General features: G+C 62.7%; 12 protein-coding genes and 1 pseudogene. 7 read left to right on the top strand and 6 right to left on the bottom strand.

Annotated features, from left to right (window positions below; translation table 11 throughout):
* Positions 1-170 precede the first annotated feature (170 nt).
* Positions 171-761, top strand: a complete 591-nt coding sequence (locus ACFPN2_RS11185) for a C40 family peptidase (RefSeq protein WP_380596683.1) — start codon at positions 171-173, stop codon at positions 759-761.
* A gap of 283 nt (positions 762-1044) precedes the next feature.
* Here the strand turns inward: ACFPN2_RS11185 and acs are convergent.
* The 5 genes and pseudogenes from acs to hrpB form a co-directional block, all read right to left on the bottom strand.
* Positions 1045-2985, bottom strand: a pseudogene (gene acs / locus ACFPN2_RS11180) (acetate--CoA ligase); the annotation flags it as partial.
* A 13-nt stretch (positions 2986-2998) separates the two neighbouring features.
* On the bottom strand, positions 2999-3433 hold the full coding sequence (locus tag ACFPN2_RS11175) for an HIT family protein (RefSeq protein WP_380596682.1): 435 nt from the start codon (positions 3431-3433) through the stop codon (positions 2999-3001).
* A gap of 8 nt (positions 3434-3441) precedes the next feature.
* Positions 3442-3711: a DUF4404 family protein gene (locus ACFPN2_RS11170; RefSeq protein WP_380596681.1), complete on the bottom strand. Its 270-nt coding sequence runs from the start codon at positions 3709-3711 to the stop codon at positions 3442-3444.
* 32 nt (positions 3712-3743) lie between these two features.
* Positions 3744-4523, bottom strand: a complete 780-nt coding sequence (locus ACFPN2_RS11165; protein WP_380596680.1) for a DUF4412 domain-containing protein — start codon at positions 4521-4523, stop codon at positions 3744-3746.
* Positions 4524-4571: 48 nt separating this feature from the next.
* Positions 4572-7115: an ATP-dependent helicase HrpB gene (gene hrpB / locus ACFPN2_RS11160; RefSeq protein ID WP_380596679.1), complete on the bottom strand. Its 2544-nt coding sequence runs from the start codon at positions 7113-7115 to the stop codon at positions 4572-4574.
* Between the two features lie 205 nt (positions 7116-7320).
* Here hrpB and ACFPN2_RS11155 point away from each other — a divergent pair, with 205 nt between their 5' ends.
* The 6 genes from ACFPN2_RS11155 (at position 7321) to ACFPN2_RS11130 (ending at position 16675) form a co-directional block, all read left to right on the top strand.
* Positions 7321-8574, top strand: a complete 1254-nt coding sequence (locus ACFPN2_RS11155; protein ID WP_380596678.1) for a serine hydrolase domain-containing protein — start codon at positions 7321-7323, stop codon at positions 8572-8574.
* 198 nt (positions 8575-8772) lie between these two features.
* Complete coding sequence (locus ACFPN2_RS11150) at positions 8773-9966, top strand: efflux RND transporter periplasmic adaptor subunit (RefSeq protein ID WP_380596677.1); 1194 nt, start codon at positions 8773-8775, stop codon at positions 9964-9966.
* Positions 9963-13115: a multidrug efflux RND transporter permease subunit gene (locus ACFPN2_RS11145; protein ID WP_380596676.1), complete on the top strand. Its 3153-nt coding sequence runs from the start codon at positions 9963-9965 to the stop codon at positions 13113-13115. The genes ACFPN2_RS11150 and ACFPN2_RS11145 overlap by 4 nt, the downstream gene beginning before the upstream one ends.
* Positions 13112-14602: an efflux transporter outer membrane subunit gene (locus tag ACFPN2_RS11140; protein ID WP_380596675.1), complete on the top strand. Its 1491-nt coding sequence runs from the start codon at positions 13112-13114 to the stop codon at positions 14600-14602. The genes ACFPN2_RS11145 and ACFPN2_RS11140 overlap by 4 nt, the downstream gene beginning before the upstream one ends.
* Positions 14603-14627: 25 nt before the next feature.
* Positions 14628-15317 (top strand): heavy metal response regulator transcription factor, encoded by a 690-nt coding sequence (locus tag ACFPN2_RS11135; protein WP_380596674.1) that lies wholly within the window; start codon positions 14628-14630, stop codon positions 15315-15317.
* Complete coding sequence (locus ACFPN2_RS11130; protein ID WP_380596673.1) at positions 15314-16675, top strand: heavy metal sensor histidine kinase; 1362 nt, start codon at positions 15314-15316, stop codon at positions 16673-16675. Before ACFPN2_RS11135 ends, ACFPN2_RS11130 begins: the two co-directional genes overlap by 4 nt.
* A 56-nt stretch (positions 16676-16731) precedes the next feature.
* Here ACFPN2_RS11130 and ACFPN2_RS11125 read toward each other — a convergent pair whose 3' ends face one another.
* Positions 16732-18441, bottom strand: coding sequence for a phosphate ABC transporter substrate-binding/OmpA family protein (locus tag ACFPN2_RS11125; RefSeq protein WP_380596672.1), 1710 nt, complete (start codon positions 18439-18441; stop codon positions 16732-16734).
* Between the last annotated feature and the right edge of the window lie 34 nt (positions 18442-18475).

The raw sequence follows: 18475 nt of genomic DNA, 5'->3' as shown, positions 1-18475 counted from the left end.
GCCGGAACGCCGCCATCCATTCGCTTTAGATGCTGCGGCCGGAATCTTGAATTGCGTCCGCTGAAATCGCTGCACCGGCCGTTGGCGGCGAACTGCCGCGTGCCAGTTCATGCGCGATTCAGTGCCTGGCACTTAGCTTCGAGGTTAGGCATTCTTCAGGCGGTATCGTTATGAACCGCACGCAAGTCTTTACATCGAGCGCCGTTCGGGCGGCACGCCCGCATGCGATCGCTGGCGAGGGCGCCGGGGCCATTACGGCTCGACTCGCTTTCCCCGCGCTCTATTTATCGCTGGTCGCAGCGAGCCTCACTCTGCAGGGGTGCGCTGTGCCGCAGCCCTACGTGTCGCCGACGCCCACGACCTCGACGGTCCGCCCGCCGGTCGCACCTGCGACCACGGTGGGCAATGAAGTGGCCATCCGTGCGATCTCGCTGCTGGGGTCGCCGTACGAGTGGGGCGGCAATGGGCCGACCACGTTCGATTGCAGCGGGCTGGTGCGCTTCATCCACGATCAGCTGGGAATATTCGCGCCCCGAACCGCAGCCGAACAGTACTCCGCCGCGACGCCAGTCCCGCTGAACGAGCTCGAGCCGGGGGATCTGCTGTTCTTCCGAATCAAAGGCCGCATCTCGCACGTCGCGATCTACACCGGCGAAGGGCGCTTCGTGCACGCCCCCCAGACCGGACGCCCGGTTGAGCTACGAATGCTCGACGACGATTTCTACCGCCCGCGCCTGGCTGGCGCGGGGCGCTTGTTTTAACCGCCGCCAAGTAAATAATTAGTTTGGCACCGGCCACCGTGCCTGAGCGGCGCCGGTCCGGCTAATAACGCAGCCATGCAGAGTGCAGCGGCCGGCGCGAGGCGGGCTCGGCAGCGCAGCTGTATCAGACACTTGGTCGGGCAAGAGCGGCCGCGCCTGGACGGCGCGGCGCTCTGGTTAGGACGGCGAATTACTCAGCCTTTTTCTTTTTCTTCTTAGCCGGTGCCTTCTCGGCAGCAACCAGCGCGGCAGCGGCTTGAGCGGCGGCAAGCTCGGCCGCGGGGCGGTTCATGCGTTCGCGGACCAAGCTCTCGACCACGCTCGGATCAGCCAGCGTCGAGATATCGCCCAACTGATCGTGCTCGTTCGCCGCGATCTTGCGCAGGATCCGGCGCATGATCTTGCCCGAGCGGGTCTTCGGCAAACCGGGTGCCCACTGAATCAAATCCGGTGTCGCGATCGGAGAGATCTCTTTACGCACCCAATCTCGCAACTCAGTGCGCAGCGCCTCGCTGGGCAGAGCATCGGCGATCAAAGTCACATAGACATAGATGCCCTGACCTTTGAGGTCATGCGGATAACCCACCGCCGCCGCCTCCGCGACCTTGGGATGCGCGACCATCGCGCTCTCGATTTCCGCCGTGCCCAGTCGATGGCCGGCGACATTCAACACGTCGTCGACGCGGCCGGTGATCCAGTAGTAACCGTCTTCATCGCGCCGCGCGCCGTCACCCGTAAAGTAACGACCGGGGAATGTCTTGAAGTACGTGTCGATGAAGCGCTGTTGATCGCCGAACACCGTGCGCATCTGCCCGGGCCAGCTATCCGTGAGAACGAGATTGCCTTCGCACGCGCCTTCAATCGTGTTGCCTTCGTTGTCGACGATGGCCGGCTTCACACCGAAGAACGGCAGTGTCGCCGAGCCGGGCTTCTGATCGATCGCGCCGGGCAACGGCGCAATCAACGAGCCGCCGGTTTCCGTTTGCCACCACGTATCGACGATGGGACAGCGGCCATCGCCGACCACGCGGTGATACCACTCCCACGCTTCCGGATTGATCGGCTCGCCTACTGTGCCGAGCAAACGGATGGAGCTGCGCGACCATTCCTTGACCGGCTCTTCGCCTTCGCGCATGAGCGCGCGAATCGCCGTCGGCGCGGTGTAGAACAAGGTGACTTTGTGCTTGTCGACGGACTGCCAGAAACGGCCGCTGTCCGGATAGTTCGGCACGCCTTCGAACATCACGGTGGTCGCGCCGTTCGCGAGCGGCCCGTACACAACGTAGCTGTGACCGGTGACCCAGCCCACGTCGGCGGTACACCAGAAGACGTCGTCTTCGCGCAGATCGAAGATCAGCTCATGAGTCATCGATACATAGACGAGATAGCCGCCGCTCGTGTGCAGCACGCCTTTGGGCTTGCCGGTCGAGCCGGACGTATAAAGAATGAACAGCGGATCTTCCGCGTCCATCACTTCCGGGGCGCATTCCTTCGGCTGCGAATTCACGACGTCGTCGAACCAGACATCGCGGGCCTGATACATCGGCACCCGAATGCCCGTGCGTCTCACGACCAGCACGTGCTTGACGCAATCGGTGTTCGGCATCGTCAGCGCCAGATCCACGTTGGTCTTCAGCGGCACGCGCTTGCCGCCGCGCAGGCCTTCATCCGCGGTGATCACGACGCTCGAGCCGCAGTCGGCAATGCGGCCGGCGAGCGAGTCGGCGGAGAAGCCGCCGAACACCACCGAATGAATCGCGCCGATGCGCGTGCACGCGAGCATAGCGACCGCCGCTTCGGGAATCATCGGCATATAAATCGTGACCCGATCGCCCTTCTTCACGCCGAGCGACTTCAACGCATTGGCGCACTGGCAAACGCGCTCATACAACTGACGATAAGTGATGCGCTCGGACAGCTTGGGATCGTCGCCTTCCCAAATGATGGCCGTCTTGTCGCCGCGCTTGGTGAGATGCCGGTCGAGGCAGTTGGCGGAAACGTTGAGCTTGCCGTCGTAATACCAGCGAATCCGGAAATCGTGCTCGTCGAAGCTGGTGTCCTTCACCTTCGCGTACGGCTGGATCCAGTCGAGGCGGCGACCGATGCGCGCCCAGAAACTGTTCGGGTCGCGCATCGACTCCTGATACAACCGCTGATAGTCGGCCAGCCGCAGATGCGCGAGCGCGGCGAAGTCCTCGGGAACTTTATATATTTTCTGGCTCATGGAAACCGCCGGCTTATTGGCGTGGTGGCAGGTTGGCTAATGCGGCGCGGATTTTTTCAGCCTGCTGTGCCAGCAGGCCTTTGTCGGCCCAGTCCCGGTTGTGACCGCGGATTTCCTTGCCTGTGTAACAAGGCAGGATATGGAAATGAATATGGAACACGGTCTGGCCGGCGGCCGGCTCGTTGAATTGAATGATGCGCATGCCATCGGGCTTGAACGCCTGTTGCACGCCCTTCGCGACATGCTGAGTCGCCTTGATCAGATCGGCGAGCGCGGCCGGCGCGATGTCGAAGAGATTGCGCGATTCAACTTTCGGAATCACCAGCGTGTGCCCGTCCGACTGCGGCATGGCGTCCATGAAGGACAGGGCCGTCGCGTCCTCATAAACCTTGAACGACGGAATCTCGCCGCGCAGGATTTTTGCAAACACATTGTTCTGGTCGTACATCGCGCCTCCTAAATGCCGGCTTTGGCGAGCGCGTCGATGAGCTGGCGCACGGCGGTGCCGACCGCCGGATGCTCGGCTTCGAAGCCCACCGCAAGCTGCTCGAGCCGTTCGGTGAGCGGGTGATCTTCGTTGTCGAGCGAAGCCGCGCCCAGCAGACGCGTCAGGTCGTTGAGCAACAGCATGAGCGAGTCGCGCGTGCGCGAGTCGATCGCGTCCCGGTCGAGCCGCTCCAGCTGTGCGTGCAGGGCGAGGATGTGCTGTTGAATATCTTGAGTCACTGATCTCTCCGTTGAGCGTCGCGCCTGAAAGCTTAGCGCGGCGCCATCATGTCTTTTTTGGTATATCCGGCCGGGATATCGAACATCGAGGCCGCGACGGTCTCCGAGCTGATGCTGCTCAGACTGGTCTCGTTCTGCGGCTTGCCGTCCACGAAGTGCCGGCTGATCACCGGAATGCCGCCGATCGCCTCGAAGTTCTGGATCTGTTTCTGCGCCATCTGTTTCAGCCACGGCGCATCCATGCTGGTCATCATGTCATTCACCAGGACCGACATTTTCTTGGCGGAAGCCATCAGCTCGGCCGAGCCCTTCAAGGCATTGGCCGGCACTACGCACAGCTCGTCGGTAAGCACGCCGGCTTCGCGCACTTCGACATAAGTACAGCCGTAGCCGTTGATCTTGTCATTGCGTGAGGTGCGCTTGATTTCCGGCGCCGGCTGGGCCTCGCCGTTCGGGATCTTGGCGCCGAGCATCTTTTCCATTTGCGCGCGTTGCTCGGGCGTCATGGTTTTCATGCGCTCCTGGAGCATCTGCAACGCCGGGTTGAGCTGCTCGGCCATGCGTTTCATCGAGGCGCGGTCCATGGCGACGTAGCTCTTGTCCTTGTGGCTGATCGCATAGATCGTGTCGTCCTTGAAGATCATGGTCGACTCATTGGGTTTGGTCTCGACCCGCATCATCCCGCCCTGCGCCCAGGTGCTGATGGCGGTGGCCTTGCCGCCGGACAGGTCGCGGCTCACGGTCTCCAGCTTGGTCCCGGCGTGCGCGGCAGTGACGGTCAGCAACAGCAACGGCAGTGTGCGGACGAGCATGGGTTCCCCCCTGAAGTGGTGGGTCGATTCTACCCGCTTGGGCCCGGCTCAGCGCGGCCGGGGCTTGGCGCGGGCCGTGGCCTGGGCGGTGAGGGGATCGTCCGGCCAATAATGCTTGGGGTAGCGGCCTTTGAGCTCCTTTTTGACATCCAGGTAGCCGCGCGCCCAGAAGCTCACCAGATCGCGCGTGACCTGAACGGGGCGGTGGGCGGGCGAGAGCAGCTGGAGGGTCAGGGGCACGCGGCCTTCCGCGACGGTCGGTGTTTCATGCATGCCGAAGACTTCCTGCAGCCGAACGGCGACAGTCGGTGACTCTTCGGTGTAATCGATGGGAATGCGCGAGCCGCTGGGCACGGCCAGATGGGTCGGCGCGAACGTTTCCAGCCGCTGCTGCGCGTTCCAGTCGAGCAATGACATCAAAATGTCATGCAAATCCAGACGCGCCAGATGATCGCGACGGCTCATGTCGTTGAGCCACGGGGCCAGCCATTCATCGAGATGTTCCATCAGTGCCGCATCGCTCACGTCCGGCCACGGTGCCGGTGCCCGCTCGTCGAATCGTTTCGCGAAAATCAGTCGGGTCTGGAGCGCGCGGGCGGTTTTTGTCCAGGGCAGCGCGCCGAGTCCGAGCTCGCGAACGCCTGCCAGCATGGCCTCTAGCATCCGGGTTGGGTCGGGCTTGTCGATTCGACGTTCGTATAATTTCAACGCGCCGAGCCAGCGTTCATCCTGGGCCGCCACGCTCTGTTCGCGCGAGCTCCACTCGAAGCGCTCGCGATGCTCGATGTGACTGGCGAAGTCGGCTTCGAGCAGCTCGCGTGTGAGAGGCGCGGCGAGCCGGATCATCGCTTCGCGATCGCCCGCGTCGAGATCGGCGACCACCAGAAATTCCGCCTGCGACAGACTTTGCGCCGGCGGCAACTGCGCGCCCCGGCCGCTCGATAACAAATATCGTCCGCCGGTGCCGCGAGACTGAGCGATGCGATCGGGATACGCGAGCGCGAGCAAACGGCCGACGTCGAAGTCGCCCAGCTGCGAACTGTCTTTGCGTGGCTTTTCAAGTTGGCGCGCGAGCAGATCGATACTCCGCAGCGCTCGTTGTTTCGCGCCTTGATCGATGAAGACGTTCGCGGGCAGGCTGCGCTCACCGCGCAGTGCTTCGACGCGAAAGCGCAGATCGACGTTTCTATCCTGGCCTTGAGTGCGCAGGAAGTCGCGCTCGCCGAGCACGGCTGCAATTTGCAGCGCCGTGGTCTGCAATCCCAGCTCCGCGCCTCTCACGATCATATGCGCGAGTCGTGGATGCGTTGCCATCCTCGCCAGCGCGCGACCATGTTCGGTCACGCGTCCTTCAGCGGCGATGGCATCGAGAGAACGAAGCAGATCGCGAGCTTGCGCGAAGGTCGCCGAGGGCGGCGGATCGAGCCAGCGCAGCGCGGACGGGTCGGCAATTCCCCAATTTGCCAACTCCAACGCCAATGGCGCGAGATCGGCGCCGACAATCTCCGGCGCGGTTTGTGCCGGCAGCGCTGCGTGTTCGACTTCACTCCACAGTCGATAACACACACCTGCTTGAACGCGTCCGGCGCGACCGCGTCGCTGATCGGCCGACGCGCGAGAGATACTGCCGAGCTCGAGGCGGCCCATGCCGGTGACAGGATCGAAACGTGAGCGCCGTTCTTGACCGCTGTCGACGACAATGCGCACGCCTTCGATGGTGAGACTGGTCTCGGCGATGTTGGTCGCGAGCACGATCTTGCGCTCACCGCTACGACTCGGCTGGATTGCCGCGTCTTGTTCCTGCGGCGACAACTCACCGAACAGCGGCAACACTCTCACGCCCGGGGGCAGCGATGTTTCTTCCAGGAAACGCTGCGCGCGACGAATCTCTCCCTGGCCCGGAAGAAACGCCAGCACGTCGCCGGGTTCATCTTCGATGGCGCGCGAGATGGTTCGAGCCAGGATCTGCGCCATGTCTTCATATTGGGGACGTGAGCTGCGCACATCGAGTCGTTCGCGATAGTGCGTCGTCACCGGGAAGGCACGACCCTCCGATGTGATAATCGGCGCATCGCCGAGCAGCTTCGCGACGGCCGCGCCGTCGAGCGTGGCCGACATCACGAGCAGGCGCAGATCCTCGCGTATCGTTTCCTGAGCATCGAGACACAGCGCCAGGCCGAGATCCGCGTTCAGGCTGCGCTCGTGAAACTCATCGAAGATGACCAGCGCGACGCCTTCCAGCGTCGGGTCGCGTTGCAGCCAGCGCGTGAGAATGCCTTCGGTGACGACTTCGATGCGCGTGTCCTTGGTCACCTTGGTTTCGAGTCGGGTTCGAAAGCCGACCGTGCGCCCGACCGGTTCGCCCAACGTCTGCGCCATGCGAGTTGCCACGGCGCGGGCGGCGAGCCGTCGTGGCTCGAGCATCACGATGCGAGCGTCACCGCGCCAGGGCTCGGGCAGCAATGCAAGCGGCACACCGGTCGACTTACCCGCGCCCGGCGGGGCTTGCAGGACGACGTTGCGATGGTCGGTCAGAGCACGCCGCAGGTCGGGCAATGCCGTTTCAATGGGTAGAGAGGCTGGACGGTTCACGCCGCCATTATCGACCATCCTCCCGGTCAATCACGAGAGGCCGGCCCGTACAGCGAAACCGGCGGCGCTCCCGGCGGCGTGCGGTTCCTTTCAGTCGCGGCGTATGACTACACTCTCGATGCCAACTCGAACTCGCCTACGGCGGTCGTCGCAGACCCTGGACGCGGCGCGCCGGAACATCATCTCAATCTGTTTTGGGGGACGCATGAAGCTCGCTCGTCGCTTCTTTTGTTCGTTGTTGCTTGCGTTTGTCGTCGGCAGCGTCGGTGCCGCCGATCTCGGCACCGCCCGGCCCGAAGCCGTCGGCATGTCGTCGCAACGACTCAATCGGCTGACCACGGAAATGAAAGCCCTCGCCGAGCGTGGCGACGTGTCGGGTGTCGTGACCATGGTCGCGAGGAAAGGCAAAGTCGTGCAACTGGAAGCGGCCGGCAAGCGCGAGCTGGAAGGCGGCGCGCCCATGCAGAAGGACTCGATCTTCCGCATCTATTCCATGACCAAGCCCATCACCGGCGTCGCCATGATGATCCTGTTCGAGCAGGGCAAGTGGCAGCTGAACGACCCGGTGTCCAAATATATTCCCGAGTTCGCCGATCTGAAGGTCGCGAAGGTCGATCCGGCCAATGGCGCGGTCACGACCGTGCCCAGCAATCATCCGATGACCATGCGCGAGCTGATGTCACATTCGGGCGGTCTCACTTACGGCTTCTTCGGCGGCACCGCGGTCGACAAACAGTACGTCGATAACAAAGTGTTCGACCAGAGCCAGCCCATGCAGACCTTCATCGAACGTCTGGGCAAGACGCCGCTGCTGTTCCAGCCCGGCGAGCGCTGGCACTACAGCGTGTCGGTGGACGTGCAGGGGTATCTGGTCGAGAAGTTGTCCGGGCAGTCGTTCCCGGAATTCCTGCAGGACCATGTGTTCGGACCGTTGAAGATGGTGGACACGGCGTTCTATGTGCCGGCCGCGAAGAGGAACCGTTTGGTTGAGTTCTATTACCGCGGCAAGGATGGCAAGACCGTGAAACATCCTGGCGTCGCCGATTATTCCAAGCCGCCGGTGTTCCCGTCCGGCGGTGGCGGTCTGGTGTCGACGGCCAGCGACTACATGCGTTTCTGTCAGATGCTGCTGAATGGCGGCACGCTCGATGGGCAGCGCGTGCTGTCGCCGCTCAGCGTGCAGCTCATGCGCACCAACATGCTGCCCGAGTCGGCACGGACCATGGGGCCGGGCACGGGCTTCGGTCTGGATTTCGCGGTGGTCGAAGATCCGGCGGCATCCGGCGGCTACGGAGGCGAAGGCACTTACTTCTGGGGCGGCTACGCGGGCACCTGGTTTTGGATCGATCCGGTCTATCAGTTGATCGTGGTCGGCATGATCCAGCAGCGCGGCGATGACATGCCCGATTTTCGGGCACTGTCGCGATCGCTCACGTACCAATCGATTGTCGAACAGTAGCCTCGCGCTACGTTTATCCAAGGGCCGGCCTCTTCCGGGCGAATCCTCGCCCGGAAGATGTCACTTATTGCCCTTCCAGCAACCCCCGCCCAGCGCCCGAGCGTTCCTGACAACTTCGTAAGGTGCTCGTCATGTTCCGGTGCCGGCGGTTGGGCTATGTTGCTGCGGGCCTCCTCAGAGGCTGTCCAGTCGACCGCTATGTCTATCCGACTCCCCCAATCTCGTGGTGCCGTCATCGGTGCCGTCGCGTCCGTCACCGTCGTCGTGCTGCTCGCATGGAGGTTGTTGTCCAGCTCGCTGGCAGCCGATCCACCGCATGGGCCTCCGCCCGTGCCTGTGTCGGTCGTGTCCGTCGAGCAAAAGGATGTGCCGCAGCTGGCGGCGGGTATCGGCACGGTCCAGTCGTTACACAATGTGGTTCTGCGGCCGCAGGTCAGCGGCATCGTCACCGAAGTGCTGTTCGAGGAAGGACAGCAAGTGAAGCGCGGTCAGTTGCTCGCACGCATCGACGATCGCACCATCCTGGCCAATCTGCGGCAGGCCGAAGCGGAAAAAGCGCGTAACGAAGCGCAGCTGAAAGCGGCCAATCTGGATAAGTCACGTTACGACAATCTGCTCGCCGAAGAAGCGATCTCGCGACAGACGGTCGAGCAACAAGTCGCGCTGGTCGAACAGCTCGAAGCGGCGATTCGCGCCAACGAAGCGACTATCGCGGCTCAGCAGGTGCAGCTGTCGTATACGAAGATCACTTCGCCGGTGAACGGGCGCGTCGGTCTGCGGCACGTCGATCCGGGCAACCTGGTGCAGACCGGCGATGCGCAGGGCCTGGTGACTGTCACGCAGGTCGATCCCATTTCCGTCATTTTCACTTTGCCCCAGGAATTGTTGGGTCGGGTGCAGGGGCTGACCAATGGCAAACCGTTCGCGCACGTCGGCGCTTTCAATCGCGACGGGGGCGTGCTGCTCGCCGAAGGCAAGCTCACCACCATCGATAATCAGGTCGATGCGAACACCGGCACGATTCGTCTGCGCGCCGAGTTCGAGAACTCGCAAGGCATGCTGTGGCCGGGGCAGTTTGTGACGATTCGTTTGCAGACCGGCGTGAGCGACAACGCACTCGTCGTGCCGGCGCGTACCGTGCGTCAAGGATTGGAAGGTCCGTTCGTATTCCGGGTCCGTGAGCAGAAAGCTGAAGTCGTGCCTGTGCAGGTCGGCTATAGCAACGATGAGATCGCGGTCATTACCGCAGGTGTGGCGAAGGGCGACAGCATCGTCTCCGATGGCCACTCGCGACTCACGCCGAACGCGCATGTGAAATTGGTCGACGGTCCGGCGGCCATGGTGTCCGAAGCGCAAACGAAGCCGCGCCCGCAAGGGAGCGCCGGTCGATGAGCGATACTCCGCCCGTGCCGAGCAGTCGCGCGCAGACTCATCTCACGCGACCCGGCCTTTCCGACTGGTTCATCAAACATCCGATCGGCACCACGCTGCTGACCCTCGGCATCGTGCTGTTGGGCATCGTCGCGTTTCCGTTGCTGCCAGTCGCGCCGATGCCGGAGGCCGAACTGCCGACCATGCAGATCAATGCGAATCTGCCCGGCGCGAGCCCGGAAACGATGGCGTCCGCGGTCGCGACTCCTTTGGAAGTGCAACTCAGCTCGGTGCCCGGCATCAGCGAGATGACGTCGACCAGCTCGCTCGGCAGCACGCAGATCACACTGCAGTTCGTGCTCAACAAAGATATCGACGTGGCCGCGCAGGAAGTGCAGGCGGCGATCAATGCCGCGTCCGGCCGGCTGCCTTCGGACCTGCCCAACCTGCCGACCTGGCGCAAGGTCAATCCGAACGACAGTCCTGTGCTGGTCGTGCGCATGCAGTCCGAGCTGATGACGCTCACCGAGTTGAGCGACATCGCCGAGACCATGATCGCGCGTCAGTTGAGTCAGATCGACGGCGTCGCTGAGATTCCGATCAACGGTCAGCGCAAGCCGGCGATGCGCATTCAAGCCGCGCCAGAAAAGCTCGCGGCGCTGGGGCTGACGCTCGCCGATCTGCGCCAGTCGATTCAGGCCGCCAGTGTGAACCAGGCGAAGGGCGCGTTGTTCGGCGCGGATCGCGTCTCGACGTTGCAGACCAACGATCAGATCTTCACGCCGGCGGACTACGACAATCTCATCGTCGCGTATCGCGACAACGCGCCGGTGTTCCTGCGCGACGTCGCCAAAGTCACGTTCGGTGCCGAGAACGAATACGTGCAGGCCTGGCAGAACGGCAAGCCCGGCATCATGTTCATCATTCGCCGTCAGCCCGGTGCCAACATCGTGGCCACGGCCGACCGCATTCGCGAGGCGCTGCCTCATCTGCGTGAGCTGCTGCCGGCCAGCGTCGAGCTCGAAGTCATCAACGATCGCACGCGAACTATTCGAGCGTCGTTGCATGAAGTCGAAGTCACGCTGATCGTGACGGTGTTGCTGGTGGTCGTTGTGATGGGCGTGTTCCTGCGACAGCTATCGGCAACCGCCATCGTCGCTTCGGTGCTCGGCGTCGCGCTCATCGCAACCATAGGAGCCATGTACTTACTTGGCTTCAGTTTGAACAATCTCACGTTAGTCGCGCTGGTGGTCGCGGTCGGCTTCGTCGTCGACGACGCCATCGTGGTCGTGGAGAACATTCACCGGCATCTGGAGGCCGGCGAATCCATGCTCGACGCGGCCCGCCAGGGCGCGGCGGAAATCGGCTTCACGGTCGTGTCCATCAGTTTCTCGCTCATCGCCGCGTTCGTGCCGCTGTTGTTCATGGGCGGCGTGGTCGGACGATTGTTCCGTGAGTTCGCGGTGACCATGACGGTCGCGATTCTGATCTCGGTCGTGGCGTCGTTGACGCTTGCGCCGATGCTGTCGTCGCGCTTCATGAAGCCGATGAAACATCACGCGGAAGGGAACCTGTCGCAGCGCTTGATCGCGCGGTACGACCGCGGGCTGAAATGGGCTCTCGCGCATCAGCGCACCGTGCTGGTTGGATTCGGTGCGACGGTCGCGCTGGCGGTCGTGGGTTATATCTTCGTGCCGAAGGGCTTCTTCCCGTTGCAGGACACGGCGTTCCTCTTCACTGCCACCAAAGGTGCCGATGACGTCTCCTATGAGGACATGAAGGTCAAGCAGCAGCAGATCGCTAACATCATCGCGCAGGATCCGGCGGTGCAGGCGGTCGCGCATGTGGTCGGCGCGGGCATGGGCAATTCGAGCATGGCGAGCGGCCGCATCTTCATCGTGATGAAGGATCGCGGCGATCGCGACGTGTCTTCGGAAGAATTCATTAACCGTATGCGGCCGAAAGTGTCGGGCGTGCCAGGTATCGAGGTGTTCATGCGCACGGCGCAGGACATCAACCTCGGTGCGGGCGGCGGTCGCGCTCAATATTTGTATGTGCTGAAGGGGCCGGAGAGTCGCGAGCTGTCCGAATGGTCGCGCCGGCTGGCTGAGGAGCTGCAGGGCACGGCGCAGTTGCGTGACGTTTCGGATGATTTGCAGTTGGGTGCGGCGATCACTCGCTTGAACATCGATCGTGCCGCTGCCGCGAGATTCGGCCTGCGTGCCGCCGATATCGATCAGGTGCTGTACGACGCCTTCGGGCAACGGCAGATCAGCGAGTATCAGACCGAGACCAATCAATACAAGATCATTCTGGAGATCGATCCGAGTCAGCGCGGTCGCGCCGAGAGCTTGCAGAATTTCTATCTGCGCTCGCCGTTGACTGGCCAGATGGTGCCGCTGTCTTCCGTCGCTCGCATGGAGCCACCGGCCTCGGGGCCGCTGGCGATTACGCATGACGGTATGTTTCCGTCTGTCACGATCTCTTTCAATCTGGCACCCGGCGTGGCGCTGGGCGATGCGGTGACGCTGATCGAGCGCACGCAGGCGGAGATCGGGATGCCGAGCACCATCACCGGCAATTTCCGAGGCACGGCGCAGGAGTTCCAGAAGTCGCTGGCGACGCAACCGCTGTTGATTCTGGGCGCGTTGATCGCGGTCTATATCATTCTCGGTGTGCTGTACGAGAGCTTCGTGCATCCGCTGACGATTCTCTCGACGCTGCCGTCCGCTGGCGTCGGCGCGGTGCTGGCGCTGTGGCTGACGAAGACGGACTTTTCCATCATGGCGCTGATCGGCGTGGTGTTGCTGATCGGTATCGTGAAGAAGAACGGCATTCTGATGGTGGACTTCGCGCTGGAACGTCAACGCAAGGACGGCTTGTCGCCGCTCGATGCGATCCACGAGGCGTGTCTGGTGCGCTTCCGTCCCATCATCATGACGACGTTGGCCGCGATGCTCGGCGCGATTCCGCTGATGCTCGGCTTCGGCACGGGCTCGGAGTTGCGTCAGCCGCTGGGCGTCGCGATCTTCGGCGGGTTGGTTATAAGTCAGATCCTGACGTTGTTCTCGACGCCAGTGATCTACCTGGCGCTCGACCGGGTGTTTCATAAGAAACAACGCGAGTCCGTGACGCCGGAGGCGTTACCGCATCCGGAGCCGGCGCGATGAGCCGCCATATCATGCTCGCGATCAGATCGCTGTCGCGACGCTCGCACGCCGCCTTCGGCGGCGGCGAGGTGAGCCCAGGTACTCGGATAGCTCGAGCAATATCAGCCGTGGCGTTAGGCGGCGTGCTCGCCGCGTGTAGCGCGCCGGTAAAGCAGCTGCCTGACGACCTGCAATCGTCGTGGGTCGACGAGCAGCGAGCGACGACCGCTGCGGATGCGGCGGCGTTGACGTGGTGGAAGGCGTTCGACGATTCGACCATCGATCAGCTGGTCGATCTCGCTCAGCAGCGCAATCTCGACCTTCGGGTCGCGGAGGCGCGGGTGCGGGAGGTGCGGGCTCAGCGGCGGGCCGCGCTGGCGAATCTGGCGCCGGAGATCGATGGTTCTATCGATGCGGATCGGGCTCGCGCTCGTCGTCAGGGATCGGAGACGACCGCGATTCAGGACAGCGCCTCAGCAAGCGCGACTGCCAGTTGGGAGATCGATCTGTTCGGAAGACTGCGGGCCGAAGCTCGTGCTGCCAAAGCCGAGCTCCAAGCGGTGCAGGCCGATCGCGATGGCGTCCGACTGACGCTGATCGCCGAGGTCATTCGCAACTATCTCGAGTTCCGCCTGTATCAAGTGCAGACCGAGCTGTCGCTGCGAAACGCGCAGGCTCAGCAGGAAACGGTCCGCATCACGCAGGCCCGGTTCAATCAGGGCATGGCGAGTCGGCTGGATCTGGAACGCACAGTGTCCGCGTTGCGGACCACGCAAGCCCAAATCCCGCAGTCTCGCGAGCTCGCCGAGTCAGCGCGATATCGCCTGATCCTGCTCACAGCATCGACGCCCGACGCATTGAATCCGCTATTGCCCACGTCGACGAGCGACCCAGGCGCGCTGCCCGACAGCGACGCCGAACGTGTACTGCTCACGCCCGCCGACGTCATCGCGCGCCGACCGGACGTGCAAGCCGCCGAACGGCGCTTGATCGCGGCGGCGGAACAAAGGAACGTCGCGGCGGCTTTGCGTTACCCACGAATCACGCTGGCGGGCTTGATTGGTGTAGAAGACAATCGCGTCAGCGATCTGCTCGATAACGGCTCGCGGACCTGGTCGGTAAGCGCGGGCTTGCTGGCGCCGTTGATCGATTTCGGCCGGATCCGTGCGGCGATCGACGCGGCCGATGCGGTTCAGGAGCAGGCCTATTTGACCTACGAGCAGACCGCGCGCACGGCACTCCAGGAAACGCAGACGGCGCTGGTCCTGTACACGCAGGGTAAGCTCCGACAACAGGAACTGTCGCAGGCCGCCGATTCGGCGAGGCGCGCTGCTCAACTTGCACGTCGGCAGTACACTGCGGGGGCGTTGTCACTGCTCGAAGTGCTCGATGCCGAGCGCAGTGTCTATGCAGTCGAACTGAATGCGGCACAGGCCACCGCGGATGTTTCCATCCGGCTGGTGAACGTTTACGAATCGATGGGCCTGGTGCCGCCGACCGGAGGCTAGTATTTCTTATCGCAGCGACGATGCCATGAAAGTTCTGATCGTGGAAGACGAGCCGAAGACGGCCGATTATCTCGAGCGAGGTCTGCGTGAGCAGGGCTACGTCGTGGACGTGGCGCGCGACGGGCTCGATGGTAAACACATGGCGCTCGAGTACGAGTACGACGTGATCGTGCTCGATGTGATGTTGCCGGGCACGGACGGCTTCTCCGTCCTGCACGCGTTACGCGAGCAGCGTCAGACGCCGGTGATCATGCTGACGGCGCGCGATCGTGTGGATGATCGCGTGCGTGGCTTGCGCGAAGGTGCGGACGATTATCTGGTCAAGCCGTTCTCGTTCCTGGAACTCGTGGCGCGCTTGCAAGCGTTGACCCGTCGCAGCCGCGGCCAAGAAGCCATGCAGCTGCGCATCGCCGATCTGCAAATCGATTTGTTGGCTCGTAAAGCGTGGCGCAATGGCCAGCGCCTCGATCTCACCGCGAAGGAGTTCGCATTGCTGGCCGCGCTCGCGCGTCGTAAAGGTGAGATTCTTTCCAAGACGACCATCGCCGAACTGGTGTGGGACGTGAACTTCGACAGCGATACCAATGTCGTCGAAGTGGCGGTGAAACGGTTGCGGAGCAAGCTCGACGATCCGTTCAAACCGACGTTGCTGCATACGGTGCGTGGCATGGGCTACGTGCTGGAAGTGCGCGAGGAGCAGGGCGAGGACGCATGAAGCTGTCGATCAGCAAACGTCTCGCCGCGATGTTCGCCGTCGCCAGCTTCGTCATGCTGGCGGTGCTGAGCGTCGCCATGCATAGCTTGTTGAAACGTGAGCTGGAGCGTCACCAGAGCAACGAGCTACAGGCGCGCTGGACCATGTACAAGCCCATCGTCGTGCGTAATGACGACGTGGAGCATTGGCAGTATGTGCGCCAGAAGTTCGACAACTCCATCTCAGAGAACAACCGCGTCAGCCTTTGGGTGCAGGGTGACGACTCTCACTTTGTCTATGGCGCGCCGCTGACGGACGAGCAGCGGCACAGCATGGGCACGCATGGCTTCGGGCAAGTCATGCTGCCGGGACACGAAGCGCCGCTGAAAACATACTCGGCTGAAGTTGAAGCGCACGGCGATCGCCCGGCGGTGCTGCTGACGGTGGGCATCGATTCGACGCCGTTCGTCGAAACACTACAATCATTCACGGTCGGTCTGATTGCTCTGACAGTCGTCGGCGCGTTGGGCGCGGCGGGACTTGGTTATTACATTGCGGGTGTTGGCTTGCGGCCGGTGGAGCGACTGTCGCGCGAGGCGCAGGCGTTGTCGCCAGGTTATTTGTCGCGTCGTCTGCAGACTGACACGCTGGCGCCGGAGCTCTCAGAGCTGGCCGATTCCTTCAACGGCGCGTTGTCGCGGCTCGAGACGGCGTATCAACAGCTCGAGGCCTTCAACGCAGACGTGGCGCATGAGTTGCGCACGCCGCTCGGCAACTTGATCGGCCAAACTCAGGTCACCTTGTCGCGCGAGCGAAATAGCACGGAACTAAAAGAGGCGCTGCACTCTAACCTTGAGGATCTTGAACGGCTGCGCGCCATCGTCAACGACATGCTGTTCCTGGCTCGTGCGGATCGCGGCGAACGCGCGCCGAACCGGGTCGAGGTGTCGATTGCGCAGGAAGTGGCCCACGCCGTCGAGTACCTGGAGTTCATCTTCGAAGAAGCTGGCGTCAAGGTGCGCATCGAAGGCGATGCCCAGGCCAGTATCGAGACTTCTCTGTTTCGGCGCGCTGTGACCAATCTGTTACAGAACGCCGTCCAGCACGCCCCGCGCGGTGCCGAGATTGTCGTGTTCGTGTTGCACGAGCCAGGCGCGATTCGCGTCTCGGTGCAGAACACCGGCCCCGGTATCGCGCGGGAGCACCTTTCGAGGCTGTTCGACCGCTTCTATCGTGTCGACAGTTCCCGCAGCGGCAGCCGTGAGAATCACGGCCTCGGGCTCGCGATCGTGCGCGCGGTTGCCACCATGCATGGTGGCACTGTTTTCGCGGAGAGTGAGAGTGGGGCTACGAATATTGGCTTCACTGTTGCGACGTGAAGACCCACCCCCTGGCCCCCTCCCGACGGGAGGGGGAACAAGAGTTCGCGAAGTGATTATTCCAGCGTAAACCACTGCACTTCGACGCGCCGGTTCAACTCGCTGTCCGGGCCGGCGGGCTCTTCCCAGCCGCGACCGACAGCTTCGATGCGTGAAGGATCGATGTCCTTGTGACGAGCGCGCAGTGCTTCGCTGACCGCGAGGGCACGTTGACGGGACAGCTCCATGGCTTTGAGGGCCATGCTCTTCACCAACTGTTCGCCACCTTGATCGCGGAACTCGCTGACGCGTGCGTTATCGACGTGACCGCGCAAGAGCACGGTCGAGCCGGGGCTCACCTGCAGGAAGCGCTTGATGGTGTCCAGATATTCCTGATTCTTGGTCTCGGTCTTGTCGAGCTTGGCGGAGTTCGCTTCGAAGAAGAACCGGATGTCCTTGCTCAGCAACGGATCGCCTTCGAGCGACGCTTGCGTGCTGCTGCGGATCGGCGCGATGGCGATGGTCTGATCGGCAAACAGACCTTTCTTTGCCAGCGCATCGAGCGCGGTGACATCGGCAAAGCGCGACGCGTCGGTGGGATTGCGAATCACGCTGCCGTACGCCAGCACCGACGACTGAAAGATGCCGCCGAACGAGCCGGCGGAGTCGATCGTGCCCGCGAAGAAGGCGCGGTTCTCGGGAAGGTTCGCGAGATGCACGCGTGAAAGCTCGTCGCGAGCGTCTGCGTCGCTCCAACCGAAAGCTTTGGCGACGATGCCGATGTTCGCGGCTTGCTGATCGCGCAAGCGGCGGTTGCCTTCGAGAATGCCGTGCACGAGGCCGCGCACCATGTCGGGATTCGCACGAGCGAAGCCGCCGTTCACAGCGAGCACGTCGGCGATCACGAGCAGGTTGCGATTGGATACCAGCACCTTCGCGGCGCCGTTCGACTTCTCCACGACTTCATCGGTGAACGGCGTCCAGCCGACGCAACCGTTCAAGCGCTGTGAGCCGGTCAGCTCGTGCTCGTAGGCTTTGCAGGCGATGGAGGCGTCGTCGTAGAACACGAGGCCGAGCTCGCTGGAAGAGGGCTTCGAGTCGAGGTCACGCAGGACGGTGACGGGCACGCCGGCTTCTTGCGCGAGATAACGGATGAAGAATTCACTTTCGTTGAACTGCGAGGCGGCGAGCACTTTGCCCGCGAGCTGATTGACCGAGGCGACCCCGCGATCGACAACCACCATGTCGGCACCGCGCGAGTAGCCGATCTGCAAAGGAACGACGGCGTCGAATTGCCGGCCGAGCACGGCGAGCGAGTCGGTGGTTGTGGCGGTGGCAGCGAGGCGGCCGTTATTCAGCGCGGACCAGGTTTCGCTTTCGCTCTTGGTGATCTTTACTTTGAAGCCGTATTCCTTCGCGAAGATGGAGTCGGGATTCGGCTCCATGCCGCCGTTCGCGACGATCAGGCCGCCGTAGCCGGCGTACTCGCTGATATCGATTTGCAGCACGTTGTCCTTGGGGACGTAAGTGGCTGCGGCATCAAGAGGCGGTGTCCCGGTAACGGGCTCGATGGGCGCGGGCGCGTCACCGTCGTTGCTCTTGGCTTTGCTGGGGCTGGTTTGAGAAGTGGGCGCGCTGGAGTTGTTGGCGGACCCGGCGCTATCGTCCCCTTTCTTACCGAGCCATAGAAACAGGCCCAGGCCGATGATGCCGACCAGCAACACCAACGTGACGATGTTGCCGCCGGCGGAGCCGCGTTGGATCAGCCTTGATTTCAGGTTGCTCATGGAAGAGGTCCTTGCTGAGAACTCTGTTCGATTC

Origin of the sequence: Steroidobacter flavus, assembly GCF_042651805.1 — a bacterium.
Lineage (GTDB): Bacteria > Pseudomonadota > Gammaproteobacteria > Steroidobacterales > Steroidobacteraceae > Steroidobacter > Steroidobacter flavus.
The sequence above is the reverse complement of the archived record's forward strand: the minus strand, read 5'-3'. Positions and strand labels throughout refer to the sequence as shown.

Coding starts and splice junctions, on each gene's coding strand:
- ACFPN2_RS11145 (WP_380596676.1), top strand. CDS start 9,963: ATGAGCGATACTCCGCCCGTGCCGAGCAGTCGCGCGCAGACTCATCTC.
- ACFPN2_RS11155 (WP_380596678.1), top strand. CDS start 7,321: ATGAAGCTCGCTCGTCGCTTCTTTTGTTCGTTGTTGCTTGCGTTTGTC.
- ACFPN2_RS11175 (WP_380596682.1), bottom strand. CDS start 3,433: ATGTACGACCAGAACAATGTGTTTGCAAAAATCCTGCGCGGCGAGATT.
- ACFPN2_RS11125 (WP_380596672.1), bottom strand. CDS start 18,441: ATGAGCAACCTGAAATCAAGGCTGATCCAACGCGGCTCCGCCGGCGGC.
- ACFPN2_RS11135 (WP_380596674.1), top strand. CDS start 14,628: ATGAAAGTTCTGATCGTGGAAGACGAGCCGAAGACGGCCGATTATCTC.
- ACFPN2_RS11150 (WP_380596677.1), top strand. CDS start 8,773: ATGTCTATCCGACTCCCCCAATCTCGTGGTGCCGTCATCGGTGCCGTC.
- ACFPN2_RS11165 (WP_380596680.1), bottom strand. CDS start 4,523: ATGCTCGTCCGCACACTGCCGTTGCTGTTGCTGACCGTCACTGCCGCG.
- ACFPN2_RS11140 (WP_380596675.1), top strand. CDS start 13,112: ATGAGCCGCCATATCATGCTCGCGATCAGATCGCTGTCGCGACGCTCG.
- ACFPN2_RS11185 (WP_380596683.1), top strand. CDS start 171: ATGAACCGCACGCAAGTCTTTACATCGAGCGCCGTTCGGGCGGCACGC.
- ACFPN2_RS11130 (WP_380596673.1), top strand. CDS start 15,314: ATGAAGCTGTCGATCAGCAAACGTCTCGCCGCGATGTTCGCCGTCGCC.